Annotated in this window: 12 protein-coding genes, 1 tRNA gene and 1 rRNA gene; 1 reads left to right on the top strand and 13 read right to left on the bottom strand. The window is 43.3% G+C overall.

The genetic code is table 11. The annotated features are described in order from the left end of the window. Positions 1–78: 78 nt before the first annotated feature. On the bottom strand, positions 79–2,142 hold the full coding sequence (locus PAN94_RS07740) for a heavy metal translocating P-type ATPase (protein ID WP_285875375.1): 2,064 nt from the start codon (positions 2,140–2,142) through the stop codon (positions 79–81). 1 nt (position 2,143) lies between these two features. Then, complete coding sequence (locus PAN94_RS07735) at positions 2,144–2,422, bottom strand: DUF6110 family protein (protein ID WP_285875374.1); 279 nt, start codon at positions 2,420–2,422, stop codon at positions 2,144–2,146. Positions 2,423–2,573: 151 nt separating this feature from the next. Here PAN94_RS07735 and PAN94_RS07730 point away from each other — a divergent pair, with 151 nt between their 5' ends. After that, entirely contained in the window at positions 2,574–3,422 is an 849-nt protein-coding gene (locus PAN94_RS07730; protein ID WP_005591276.1) for a methyltransferase domain-containing protein, read from the top strand. Positions 3,423–3,491: 69 nt separating this feature from the next. Here the strand turns inward: PAN94_RS07730 and PAN94_RS07725 are convergent, their stop codons facing one another. The 11 genes from PAN94_RS07725 to rrf form a co-directional block, all read right to left on the bottom strand. Next, on the bottom strand, positions 3,492–4,622 hold the full coding sequence (locus PAN94_RS07725; RefSeq protein ID WP_125380183.1) for an ABC transporter ATP-binding protein: 1,131 nt from the start codon (positions 4,620–4,622) through the stop codon (positions 3,492–3,494). A gap of 198 nt (positions 4,623–4,820) precedes the next feature. Beyond that, complete coding sequence (locus PAN94_RS07720; protein WP_193389927.1) at positions 4,821–5,384, bottom strand: DUF6287 domain-containing protein; 564 nt, start codon at positions 5,382–5,384, stop codon at positions 4,821–4,823. Positions 5,385–5,452: 68 nt separating this feature from the next. Continuing rightward, positions 5,453–5,668, bottom strand: a complete 216-nt coding sequence (locus PAN94_RS07715; protein ID WP_048791676.1) for a heavy-metal-associated domain-containing protein — start codon at positions 5,666–5,668, stop codon at positions 5,453–5,455. 4 nt (positions 5,669–5,672) lie between these two features. Continuing rightward, a complete protein-coding gene (locus PAN94_RS07710; RefSeq protein WP_285875370.1) occupies positions 5,673–7,934 on the bottom strand; it encodes a heavy metal translocating P-type ATPase in 2,262 nt (753 codons plus the stop codon). Beyond that, positions 7,934–8,377 carry a CopY/TcrY family copper transport repressor gene (locus tag PAN94_RS07705; RefSeq protein ID WP_125371281.1) on the bottom strand — a complete coding sequence of 148 codons (444 nt, stop codon included), beginning with the start codon at positions 8,375–8,377 and terminating at the stop codon, positions 7,934–7,936. The genes PAN94_RS07710 and PAN94_RS07705 overlap by 1 nt, the downstream gene beginning before the upstream one ends. Before the next feature lie 146 nt (positions 8,378–8,523). Next, positions 8,524–10,026, bottom strand: a complete 1,503-nt coding sequence (locus PAN94_RS07700; RefSeq protein ID WP_285875368.1) for a zinc ABC transporter substrate-binding protein AdcA — start codon at positions 10,024–10,026, stop codon at positions 8,524–8,526. A gap of 9 nt (positions 10,027–10,035) precedes the next feature. Continuing rightward, positions 10,036–10,842 carry a metal ABC transporter permease gene (locus PAN94_RS07695; protein ID WP_061423435.1) on the bottom strand — a complete coding sequence of 269 codons (807 nt, stop codon included), beginning with the start codon at positions 10,840–10,842 and terminating at the stop codon, positions 10,036–10,038. Then, complete coding sequence (locus PAN94_RS07690) at positions 10,835–11,545, bottom strand: metal ABC transporter ATP-binding protein (protein WP_285875366.1); 711 nt, start codon at positions 11,543–11,545, stop codon at positions 10,835–10,837. The genes PAN94_RS07695 and PAN94_RS07690 overlap by 8 nt, the downstream gene beginning before the upstream one ends. Further along, entirely contained in the window at positions 11,542–11,985 is a 444-nt protein-coding gene (locus PAN94_RS07685; RefSeq protein WP_285875364.1) for a zinc-dependent MarR family transcriptional regulator, read from the bottom strand. The genes PAN94_RS07690 and PAN94_RS07685 overlap by 4 nt, the downstream gene beginning before the upstream one ends. A 168-nt stretch (positions 11,986–12,153) precedes the next feature. Further along, positions 12,154–12,227 (bottom strand) — tRNA-Asn (locus PAN94_RS07680). A 5-nt stretch (positions 12,228–12,232) separates the two neighbouring features. After that, a 5S ribosomal RNA gene (gene rrf, locus PAN94_RS07675) occupies positions 12,233–12,348 on the bottom strand. Positions 12,349–12,359 lie beyond the last annotated feature (11 nt).

The following is a 12,359-nucleotide window of genomic DNA, read 5'->3' as shown; positions in this document are numbered from 1 at the left end:
TTTATCCACACAAACAAAAGGAGTTACTCTTCTCTGAGATAACTCCTTTTTGCTCATAGTAGATTAAAATCTTCTTACTTATCTATTCTTAACAGAAAGACTACGAAGTACAATTCGCAAAGTTGTGAGGTTATGTAAGATAGAAAGATTGGAAGGACTAAGCCAGTTAAATAAACCAAAGCCAATCAAACTACTATTTACGACGACGGTTTCTTGGATATTCTTCTGAATCAGTTTTTGCAAAGACGATGACAGAGAGTCTAATTCTTCAAAAAAATCCAAGCGATTATCTAATAATAATATATCGCTCATTTGCTTAGAAATATCTGCACTTTCATTCATCACAACACCAATATCCGCAAGGGTTAGAGCTGCCGAGTCATTCAGGCCATCTCCGACCATTAAGACAGTATGACCAGATTGCTGTAACTCCTGCACCAATTCAAATTTCCCATCAGGTTTCAAATCTGTATAAACTTGATCAAACGGCAAATCTTTTACAAGTTCTTCCGTTCTAACCAAGGTATCACCTGTTGCTAAAATCAGTTTCTTTCCTTGAGCTTTGAGCTTTTCTAAGGCAACTTTTGCTTCTTTTCTCAAAGGAGTATGGATACAGAACATCCCAATAAGATCATTGCGATAGCCCAAGAACAGTAGATTGTAGTGATTCTTATATTCTTCGATCAGGGCATTTTGTTCAGGACTAATATTGATTTGCTCGTCTTGCATCAGGACAAAATTTCCGATGACAACCGATTCACCATCAATATGGGACTTAATTCCCTTGCTTGCAATATATTGGAGTTTCCCATGCATTTCCTCATGTTCAATTCCCTCTATCTCAGCTTGCTTGACAATGGCATTAGCGATAGGATGATAGATGTGCTCCTCAAGACAGGCACTGATTCTGAGAATATCTTCCTCACTATAGTCTCCAAAAGGTAACACCTTTTCAACTATAGGATAGCTAGTTGTGATTGTCCCCGTCTTATCAAATAAGAAGGTATCGACTTCCAGATATTTCTCCAGAACATCCCCATCCTTAATCACCATTTCACGATTCAAACCCTCCTTGATAGCCGTTAAATAAGCTACAGGAGTAGAGATTTTCAAAGCGCAGGAGAAATCGACCAATAAGAAAGAAATAGCCTTAGAAAAAGAACCTGTTAATAGGTAAGTCAGACCAGCACCCAAGAAATTATATTTGACGACCTTATCCGCCATCTTGATGAAATAGCGTTGTTTCGTTTTCTTGTTTTCTTCAGATTTCTTCATCAACTCAATTAGCTGTAAAATACGGCTGTTCATCTGATTATCGGTTACACGAATGCGTAACTCTCCAGTTTCTAATACTGTATTTGCACAAACCAAATCAGACTCTCTTTTTTCAACTGGAAAACTCTCTCCTGTCAAGGAGCTTTCGTTGACCATACCTAAACCTGAAACTACTTGTCCATCAAACAGAATTTCATTTCCTTGAGATAGGACCAAGACATCTCCTATTTGAACATCGGAACTCTTGATACTAACAACCGTATCCCCCTGTACTAGAAATACATCGCTCTCTTTTGCAAGAAGGCTTTGTTCTAAATCTGTTGCAGTTTTTTTCAAGGACCACTGATCTAAATGATTCCCCAAATCAAGCATAAACATGATATTGCTAGCCGTCTTAGATTGGTTCATAAACAAGGACAATAAAATCGCCGAACAGTCCAGGACCTCCATCGTTAGTTCCTTGCGCGCTAGTGTTTGATAAGCTTCTCTAATATAGCCAAAAGCCTGATAACAAGTCCATATATAGCGAATAGGATACGGCACAAAACTACGAAAAAGTATACGCTTAATCGCTGCACCTGAAACAATAGAATAAGCACTCTCTTCTCTACGAATGGGAAGAGTCATCAACTCAGAAACTTTCCCTTTATCAATTCTTTTTAAAAAGGCTTCTGCATTGTCTAATACAGAGAAGCCTTCTTTTATACGTAGAGTAAAGTGCTGTTGATCCATGTAAAACTGGATGGACTCAATCCCCTTTTCATCTCTCGCCAAGGAACGAAGATAGTCTTGAATATCCAAGGTGAGTGAAAAAGAAGATGATAGTCGGATATGTTGGTATCCTCTATGTAGCACTTTAAAAGACATATTATTCCCCTATAAGGCTATCTAATTGCTCTTCTTTTTTCTCTTGCTCGTACAAATATTTGGCATCTTGCAAGACATCGTCTCCATGTTGTTTCACAAAAGAAACAGATGCATCTAGCCCGTCTTTCAACTTGTAAGCCTTAGCCAAAGCTTTAGAATAACCTTTTTTAGCTTCCTTACTTGCTAAGATTTTCAAGCCAAGGGTACCAAATGCGACACCACCCAAAAATAGTGAAGATTTTTTCGCAACTTTTGCAACGGTTAATACTTCTTTTAACATACTTATTTCCTCCTTATCATTATTATATAGAAATTTAGATATAAAAGCAATTTCATTTTATAAATTGGAGAATTAGTTTTATTTCTACTGAATCTCCCATCTACTTACTCCTAAAGTTGCTTTCACTTGTCTCTTTTGATACACTTAAACTATGAATACAAACCTCAAACCCAAACTCCAGCGTTTTGCCACAGCGACCGCTTTTGCCTGTCCCATCTGCAAGGAAGAGCTGCAGCTGATGGATAGCAGCCTTAAATGCCAACATCGGCATTCTTATGACTTGGCTAAGTTTGGCTATGTAAATCTAGCACCTCAAATCAAGCAGCCCAAAGACTACGATAAGGCCAGTTTTCAAAATCGGCAGTTGATCTTAGAAGCAGGATTCTACCAAGCTATCTTAGAGGCTGTCTCAAACTTGCTTGCAAGCTCAGAATCTGCTAAAACAGTCTTAGATATTGGATGCGGTGAGGGCTTCTACTCTCGTAAACTCCAAGAAACCCATCCCCAAAAAACCTTCTATGCTTTCGATATTTCAAAAGATTCCATTCAGTTGGCGGCCAAGAGCGACAGCAGTTTCGCAGTCAATTGGTTCGTCGGTGATTTGGCCAAGCTACCGCTACAAGATGCCAGCATGGACATCATTTTAGACATCTTTTCTCCAGCCAATTATCAGGAATTTCGGCGAGTCATGTCTGACAATGCCCTCCTCATCAAGGTCATCCCCACCGAGCGCCATCTTCAAGAAATTCGCCAAAAAGCCGCTAGACAGCTCAGCAACAAGGATTACTCTAACCAAGAAGTCATCCAGCATTTCCGAGAGCACTTCGATATAATCTCTGAAATCAATGTTGAGTCTAGCCACTCCTTGACTGCCGAAAGTAGAGCCGCTCTTTTAGCGATGACACCACTCCTCTTTCACGTTGAGCAAGACCAGATCGACTGGACTGACCTCACCCAAGTAACTATTGCCGCTACCATTCTTATCGGAAAAGCAAAATAAAGAAAAGATAGTCCGCAGACCAAATGCATTCCGTTTGGCTTGCTGACTATCTTTTTTATAACTCATATTTTAATAAACTGTTTTCTCTGTTTCGAAATCAAAGAAATGCGCCTTGTTCAGGTCAAAACCAAGGTCAATACCTGCACCTGTTTCTGAGTAGTCACGAGCATCTACCCGTGCGATAAACTCGCTATCACCAACTTGGCAGTAAAGGTGAGACTCAGAACCCAAAAGCTCAGAGACAGAGATGGTCGCATGAACCACAGAATCTGGGAAGGTCTCTAAGAAGGCAGGTTCTGTATTGATGTCTTCTGGACGAATACCGAAGATCAATTTCTTGCCGTCATAACCCTTCTCACGCAGAACTTTCAGCGTTCCTTCTGGCACTGTCAAACGCAAGCCATCGGCAACGATTTCATTCCCCTCAAGTGTCACAGTGATAAAGTTCATGGCCGGGCTGCCAATGAATCCCGCCACAAACTTGTTGACTGGATTTCTGTAGACTTCCTGTGGACTACCGATCTGCTCTACTCGACCAATCGTTCCAGTTCCAGCAGGGTTCTTGGTTGCTGACATGATAACAATGCGGTCAGCCAGCGTCATCGCTTCTGTCTGGTCATGGGTAACGTAGATGGTTGTTGCTCCGATACGGCGGTGGATTTTGGCAATCTCAGCACGCATGGACACACGCAACTTCGCATCCAAGTTTGACAAAGGCTCGTCCATTAGGAAAACCTTTGCATCACGCACGATGGCACGACCCATGGCAACACGCTGACGTTGACCACCTGACAAGTCCGCTGGCTTGCGATCCAAGAATTCTTTCAAACCAAGGATGGCAGCTGCTTCTTGCACCCGTTTGTCGATATCTTCCTTGCTGTACTTGCGAAGTTTGAGCCCGAAAGCCATGTTGTCATAGACTGTCATGTGTGGGTAGAGGGCATAGTTCTGGAAGACCATAGCGATATCACGGTCTTTCGGTGCCACGTCATTAACTACTTTGCCATCAATTGACGCTGTTCCTTCTGTGATATCCTCCAGACCCGCAATCATACGAAGAGTTGTGGATTTCCCGCATCCTGACGGACCAACGAAAACGATAAATTCCTTGTCCTTAATGTCCAAATTAAAGTCTTCAACAGAATAGTGCTCACTATTTGGATACTTCTTATAAATATTTTTCAGATTTAACTCAACCATAAGTTCCCCTTTACTTTATGTGAAAATAATTACCTTTGAAACCCCTAAAAATTTCAAAGCGCTTTCATAAAAATATTATATCCTTTTTTAATCATTATTTCAAGCATTTATTCAAACGTTTGCACAATTTTTTATCATATTTCAACTAACTACTCTTTTAAAACAAAAAATAGGATAGAAAATTTCTATCCTACACGACTAGTTAGTAACACGATAATAAAATTGACCTTGTTCATCGAAGCTATTCATCCCAACTCCCGTCCACAGACGATCTTGGCTGGCATCTGAGCTATCTTGGAAATTTTCTTTATTCGCAAGCTTGACTCCTTTTGGAATGAACTCTAACAAGAAACCGCCGGTCTCACCACCGTACACACCGCCAGAAGCCGTTCCATAATCCGTTAACGATGCTCCGTACAGCTCATAGCTATCAGAAACTAACCCTTTATCATTGAACACCAGCTGGTGACCAGCAGCATTCTGCCAGGTTCCTTTTACACTAGAGTAGTCTCCATTGGCCAAGGCCGAAATATCCATTGCTTTTTTCTCCTCTTGCGTCTTTTCTGGACTAACTTCTGCTGAGCTTTGACTGCTTGTGGCAGAAGAAGACGATTCTGCAACACTCTGGCTAGAAGCTACTTGAGAAGATTCCTGAGTAGTACTCGAACTTGTCTGAGTAGAATTAACTGCCTTACTAGAGCAGGCTGCCAAAGTCGATAGAGCTAAGCAACATAACAAAGGATAGACTATTTTCTGCTTCATGGCTTTCTCCTTATCCATTAAATGATTACTAATATTATAGACTTTTTCGGTCTACTTTACAAGTTAGCTCAGTTATCCTGCACCGCTAAGACCTTATAGATAGTTTTGCTCAAAGCCGCCTGGTAATCCTCTGCACTCAAGGATCTATCCGCAATAACTACTGCTGTCTGCTTGTCCAGATCTACTGTCACATCTGACACTCCCTCCATAGATAGGAAGTGCTGGGTGACGTGTTTGACACAATTTTGACAAGATAAATTTTCTAACTGAATTGTTTGTTTCATAGATTCATTCCTCCGTATATTTCTTCATTTTAAAGCGTCCTAGACGCAGAGCATTGACGACAACCGACACTGAGCTCAAGCTCATGGCTAGACCAGCCAGCATAGGATTGAGCAAGGGACCGCCGAAAAGATGCAATAGCCCCATAGCAATAGGGATGCCTAGTGTATTGTAGGCAAAGGCCCAGAAAAGATTTTCCTTGATGTTGCGGATGGTCGCTTGGCTGAGCTTGATAGCCTTGACTACATCCTGCAAATCACTATGCATGAGCACTACATCTGCTGACTCAATAGCCACATCGGCGCCAGAGCCGATGGCAATTCCCACATCTGCCTGAACCAGAGCCGGTGCGTCATTGATACCATCTCCGACCATAGCCAGTTTTTTCCCAGCTTCCTGTAAGCTCTTGATAGCAGAAGCCTTACCATCTGGCAATACACCTGCGATGACTTTTTGGATGCCAGCCTTCTGGGCAATAGCTGTCGCGGTTTCTTCACGATCTCCTGTCAGCATGATAACTTCCAGCCCCATAGACTGGAGCTCCTGCACAGCCAACAGACTGCTGGACTTCATCTCATCTGCTACCGCTAAAATACCAGCCAGCTGTCCATCTACTGCGACAAACATGGCTGTCTTCCCATCTTGGGAAAGCTCCAACAACTGTTCTTGAAAGGCACTGCTGTCAATGCTCTTTTCTTTCATCAAGCTTTCATTTCCCACCAGAAGCTGTCTGCCCTCAACCTGAGCTGATAAGCCTCGTCCAATTACGGCCTTAAAATGACTGACAGGCAGTAGGTCAAGCCCCTCCTCTTCAGCAGCTTCTAAGATAGCCTGAGCCAAAGGATGCTCAGAATGCTGCTCAGCACTGGCTATTAGCTGCAACAAGTCAGAGAGATTAAAATCACTCAAGGGCAGCAGATCTGTCAGACTGGGCTTACCAACCGTAATCGTCCCAGTCTTATCAAGAACTATGGTGTCCAGCTGATAAGCTGCTTCCAAAGCTTGTCCAGACTTAATCAGAATTCCATTTTCAGCCCCTTTACCAGTCCCGACCATGATGGCTGTCGGAGTAGCTAACCCCAGCGCACAAGGGCAGGCAATGACCAGAACTGCGATAAAGATTGACAGAGAAAAGCTAAGACTCTCACCAGCCAGAAAATACCAGCCAAGCGCGGACAAAGTAGCCAAGCTCAGCACGATTGGGACAAAATAGAGCGAAATCTTATCGGCCAAAGCCGCTATCGGAGCCTTAGACCCTTGCGCTTCCTCCACTAATCTAACAATCTGAGCTAAGGTCGTATCCGAACCAACCCTAGTTGCTTGATAGTCAATACTACCATTTTGATTGATTGTTGCACTGGTAATGGTATCGCCGACTTTTTTTTCAATCGGGACACTTTCTCCAGTCATCATGGACTCATCCACAAAGGTCTGTCCCTCCGTCACAAGGCCATCTACTGGCATACGTTCCCCTGGCTTGATACGGATAATGTCTCCAACTCGGATATCCTCTGTATCAATGGTCACAGCCTCGCCATAGCGAATCACTGTCGCCTGACTAGGCACTAGCTCAAGCAGAGACTGAATCGCCTGAGACGTTCTCCCCTTAGCTGAACTTTCCAGATATTTACCCAGAAGAACCAAGGCAATAATCACTGCAACAGACTCAAAATAAAGCTGATGAACAAAGGCATGATGACCAAGAAAAACCTGACTGACCGAGTAGATGCTGTAGAGAAACGCTGCGCTGGTTCCCACCGCAATCAAACTATCCATATTGGGATGTCGCTTGATAAGATTGCGAAAACCTCTCTGATAGAAGCCGCGCCCGATCCACACAGCAGGCAGAGTCAAAAGAAGTTGTGACAGAACGAAGACCAAGGGATGCGCCATATGGTCCAAGAAGTTAGGCAGAGGAAGACCGACCATACTGCCCATAGAGATATAAAGCAAGGGCAGAGCCGTAACCAAAAGAATTAATAATTCTTGCTTCTTCCTTCGCAATTCCTGCGTTTTCATTGCGGCCTCTTCGCTCACATCAGACAGCCTAGCGTTTCTTTTTTCTTCTGCCTGATAACCAGCCTCGGCTACAGCATCCAGCACTTGCTGGCTATCAAATCCCGCCTTAGGAAGCAAACTGAGACGTTCTGTCGCCAGATTGACACTGACATCCTCGACCGTTTCTAAGTCCTTGACCGCCATCTCCACCGTCATAGCACAGGCAGCACAGGTCATGCCTGAGAGCTTGTATTCTTTCTTCTCGCTCATCAATGTGTCTCCTTTCCGTGCCCGCAACGACACTGACCTTGAGGGCAGTGGCATTTGATTTCTAGCGGAGCTGAAGCTCTTTTCTTATCAATGACTTGGCTGAGCCGCTCCAAGTCCCTTTGACTAAACTGACTTCTCTCAATCATCGAAATCAAAAGATCTCCGTGTTTAGTATTACAGATATTGTCAAAAAGAGCCTGCCAAGTACTTTCCAGATGGTCCGCTTCTAAAATCCGAGCATTGTAGTAAAATTTACCTTCTATTTTTTCCATGGCAATAAATTCTTTGGTCTTCAGACGATTCAAAAGAGTCTTGATTGTTGCCGGTTTCCAGGAAAAATCGGCTTCCAACCGCGCTATAATCTCTGTACTGCGACTGTGTGGATACGCCCATAGCACACGCATCACTTGCCATTCTGCTTGGCTCATATTTTGCTGTTCCATTGTTTAACACTCCCTTAACATTTACATTTGTAATTCAATTCTTTATTAGTTTACAATTGTAATCGTAATTTGTCAAGTGTTTTTATCGTCATTTCCTGATATACAAAAAAGAAGGCGGGAAAATCCCGTCTTCTTGCTTTATTCTATTAGTGTGCCAACATCTCTTGGGCGATTTCTTGACCTGTCAACTTACTTGGATAGTAGGTTGGCCAGTTTTCTAGCTCATCAAAGAGTGCTTCCTGGCTTTCGCCGCCATAGAAGATATGGAAGTGAGCTGCCTTGGTCGGTGCAATGTTGTGGTCGCTAAACTGAACATACTTGTACTGGCCAGCATCCGCATCTGTCGCTTCAAACATAAAGCGTACTCCACGATTTCCCTTAGAGTAAGTCAGAGTATGCTTACCAACGTATTTATACGTATATTTCTTGGATTTTCCATCTACCACAAATTCCATGGTCTTGTCTGTGATATTGATATTGGAAACATCCGTCTTGTAGCCCTTGTCATAGTAGTCCTTGTATTCAGCTGCCGTCATTTTTCCGGTCAGCTTAGCCTTGTAGTCAAAGACTTGATCCAAGGTGCCGTCTTTCAGATAAGGGTAAACAGACTGCCACTCACCAGCATAGTCAGACAAGGTTCGATCCTTGACGGCACTGTCTTCAAAGTAGCCATTTTGAACTGTCTTAGTATCCTCTTCTTTCTCAGCCGTAATCTCTGTTCCCTCTTGGTCAGTCGTTTTCTTGAGAGCCTTTAGATTAGCCTGCATGATCGAAATATAGCCTGCTCCGTCCTCGGTCTGCTCTTCGGTCAAGCTTTCCAGCGGATTCAAGACATCAAGTTCTACTCCTGTTTCCTTAGCTAATGTAGAAGCCAAAGCCTGGGAAGCATTCTCTTCAAAGTAAATATACTTGATTTTATTTTTCTTGATATACTCAGTCAATTCAGCCAAGCGTGAAGCGGATGGCTCACTGTCTGGTGAAAGGCCAGAAATTGGCACCTGCTTCAAACCATAGTCCAATGCCAGATAGTTAAAGGCTGCGTGCTGAGTAACAAAGCTCTTTTGCTTGGCATTGGCCAAACCATCTTCATATTCCTTGTCCAAGGCTTCCAGCTTCTTGATATAAGCCGCTGCATTTTTCTCAAAAGCCGCTTTCTTGTCAGGATAAGACTTGCTCAAGCTATCACGGATGTTCTCCACCATTTTAATAGCCCGCTTCGGTGACAGCCAGACATGGGGATCATAGGCATGATGATGTCCCTCTTCACCATGGTCATGGTCTTCTTCCTCTTCACCACCAGGCAGCAAGAGCATATTTCCAGTCGCCTTGATAACCTTTTCTTCCTTATTTTTCAAGTTTTTTAGCAAATCTGGAACCCAAGTCTCCATGTTTTCATTTTCATAGACAAAGGCATCTGCATCCTGAATCGTCGCAACTGCCTTAGCTGAAGGCTCATAATCATGCGGCTCTGTACCTGCCCCGATTAGAAGTTCAACATTGGCCTCATCTCCAGCAACCTGCTTAGTAAACTCGTAAACCGGATAAAAAGTCGTGACAATACTGAGCTTGCCATCTGCATTTTTTTGATTGGAACAAGCTACCAAGAAAATACTCAGTAAACCTGCTAATAGTAAACCAATTTTTTTCATTTTATGCTCCTATTTCATAAATTTTTTGACCAGATTGACCAGCAAGAACAAGCTGACGAAGATAATCGTAATGCTGGCGCTTGCTGGCGTTTCTGCATAGTAAGAAATATAAAGTCCGGCAATCATACCAAAGAAGCCGATGACGTTTGCCAGTAGAATAACCGACTTGAAATTTTTCCCAATCCGCAGGGCAATACTGGCCGGCAAGACCATAATGGTCGAAACCAGCAAGGCTCCCGCAGCTGGAATCATGAGAGCAATCGCAACACCCGTCACGATATTAAAGAGAATGGACATAGTCCGCACCGGCAACCCATCCACAAAGGCCGTATCCTCATCAAAGGTCAAGATGTACATGGGGCGAATGAAGAGGAAGGTCAAGACAAGCACCACAGCAGCAATGACAAAGAGAGAAATCACCTGCTCCCTGCTGATAGTCACAATGGAGCCAAATAGATACTGGTCCAGACTCATCGAGCTAGAACTCTTGCCCTTACTCATAACAATCAAGGAAACTGCTAATCCCGTTGACATAAGAATAGCCGTCCCGATTTCCATGAAATTTTTATAGATTGTCCGCAAGTATTCCAAAAAGACCGCTGCAATGATAACCACTACTACAGTAGTAAAAGTCGGTGACAGACCTAGAACCAATCCGAAAGCCACGCCTGCTAGAGAAACGTGACTAAGCGTGTCACTCATGAGGCTCTGCCGACGCAAAATTAAGAAAGTCCCCAGAATCGGTGAGAAGAGGCTCATGGCAATAACTGCCAGAAAGGCTCGCTGCATAAAATCATAGGAAAATAGATTAAGCATGATTCACCTCCTGTCCGCTGTCACTTTCATGCACATTGAAGCAGCGCCAAGGTGAGTCCTGATTCCGAACTAGATGAATGTTGCGGTCAGCATATTTGCGAACTTCCTCCGGATCGTGTGTAATCATCAAGACAGCTTTCCCATGCTTGTGAGCACTATGATGCATGAGCTTGTAAAATTCATCCTTGCTGCCTGCATCCATCCCTGTTGTCGGCTCATCTAGGACAAAAATATCCGGATCCGAAGCAAACATACGAGCAATCACAGCCCGCTGCTTTTGACCACCAGAGAGAGAACCGATTCGCTTGTCCCGATGTTCCCACATTCCAACCGACTCCAAACTGGCCTTGATATGTTCCTCATCATGTTCATTTAAACGTCGAAACCAACCCTTGCGCGGATAGCGGCCAGACTTAACAAACTCGTAAACCGTGCTAGGAAAACCTGCATTAAAACTAGCAATCTGCTGCGGAAGATAAGCAATTCTCAATTTCTTGCCTCTCTCATTGGTCTTGGAAATCTGGACCTCGCCATGCTTAGGCTGCAGAATCCCCAGACTAGCCTTGACAAGTGTCGTCTTAGCAGCCCCATTCTCCCCTGTCAAGGTTACAAACTCGCCACTATCCAAAAAGTAATGAATATACTCCAACACAGGTTCCTTGTCATAGTAAAAGGACAGATTTTCCACTGTGATATATCTCATTTCCCAATTTCTCCAATCAAACCATCCAAAAACTTCACAATCACTTCTTGCTCTTCAGAAGAAAATTGCTCTGCCAATCTCTGGTAAGTCTCCAAAGTATGAACATGATGATGTTGATGCTCTTCCGCAATCGGTCGTGCCAAATCAGTCAATCGATAAAAAGTCACACGAGCATCCTTCTTATCCTTGAATGTTTCCAACATCTTTTGCTCCACCAAAGCCTTAACAGCTTTAGTTACAGCAGCCTGGCTAACATTCAGCCTCTTTGCCAAGTCAGAATTCGTCAAAGACTCCAGAGACAAGAGCATTAAAATATGTTCCTGCGTGTTCGTTAGCCGCACATCGCTCGTACAAGAGCCTACCAAGATTTCATGTTGATTCTCAGCTGTCAATATAACCTCATTCAAAAAATGATTAATTTTTTCTGCTAAATGCCCCATTCTTCGCTTCCTTTCTTAACCGGTTGAAACTTTACCGGTTAATTATACCACAAAAAAGAAAAGAATCAAGCTCCAACTATAGTAACACTCTGATTCTAAAACAATGCAAAAGCATCGATAGAGAGAAAGAAAAAAGAGCTGAGAGCTCTTTTTTCATATGCTCATTTACTCCGCCAGTAGGACTCGAACCTACGACATCATGATTAACAGTCATGCGCTACTACCAACTGAGCTATGGCGGATAATAGCTAAGCGACTACCATATCTCACAGGGGGCAACCCCCAACTACTTCCGGCGTTCTAGGGCTTAACTTCTGTGTTCGGCATGGGTACAGGTGTATCTCCTAGGCTATCGTCACTTAACTTGCTGAATT

Origin of the sequence: Streptococcus sp. SC1 (assembly GCF_030272855.1) — a bacterium.
Lineage (GTDB): Bacteria > Bacillota > Bacilli > Lactobacillales > Streptococcaceae > Streptococcus.
The sequence above is the reverse complement of the archived record's forward strand: the minus strand, read 5'-3'. Positions and strand labels throughout refer to the sequence as shown.

Bases quoted from the DNA above. Each gene is read 5' to 3' on its own strand.
- PAN94_RS07705 (WP_125371281.1), bottom strand. From the start codon at position 8,377: ATGGAACAGCAAAATATGAGCCAAGCAGAATGGCAAGTGATGCGTGTG.
- PAN94_RS07700 (WP_285875368.1), bottom strand. From the start codon at position 10,026: ATGAAAAAAATTGGTTTACTATTAGCAGGTTTACTGAGTATTTTCTTG.
- PAN94_RS07710 (WP_285875370.1), bottom strand. From the start codon at position 7,934: ATGAGCGAGAAGAAAGAATACAAGCTCTCAGGCATGACCTGTGCTGCC.
- PAN94_RS07735 (WP_285875374.1), bottom strand. From the start codon at position 2,422: ATGTTAAAAGAAGTATTAACCGTTGCAAAAGTTGCGAAAAAATCTTCA.
- PAN94_RS07740 (WP_285875375.1), bottom strand. From the start codon at position 2,142: ATGTCTTTTAAAGTGCTACATAGAGGATACCAACATATCCGACTATCA.
- PAN94_RS07715 (WP_048791676.1), bottom strand. From the start codon at position 5,668: ATGAAACAAACAATTCAGTTAGAAAATTTATCTTGTCAAAATTGTGTC.
- PAN94_RS07685 (WP_285875364.1), bottom strand. From the start codon at position 11,985: ATGGGGCATTTAGCAGAAAAAATTAATCATTTTTTGAATGAGGTTATA.
- PAN94_RS07695 (WP_061423435.1), bottom strand. From the start codon at position 10,842: ATGCTTAATCTATTTTCCTATGATTTTATGCAGCGAGCCTTTCTGGCA.
- PAN94_RS07725 (WP_125380183.1), bottom strand. From the start codon at position 4,622: ATGGTTGAGTTAAATCTGAAAAATATTTATAAGAAGTATCCAAATAGT.
- PAN94_RS07690 (WP_285875366.1), bottom strand. From the start codon at position 11,545: ATGAGATATATCACAGTGGAAAATCTGTCCTTTTACTATGACAAGGAA.
- PAN94_RS07720 (WP_193389927.1), bottom strand. From the start codon at position 5,384: ATGAAGCAGAAAATAGTCTATCCTTTGTTATGTTGCTTAGCTCTATCG.
- PAN94_RS07730 (WP_005591276.1), top strand. From the start codon at position 2,574: ATGAATACAAACCTCAAACCCAAACTCCAGCGTTTTGCCACAGCGACC.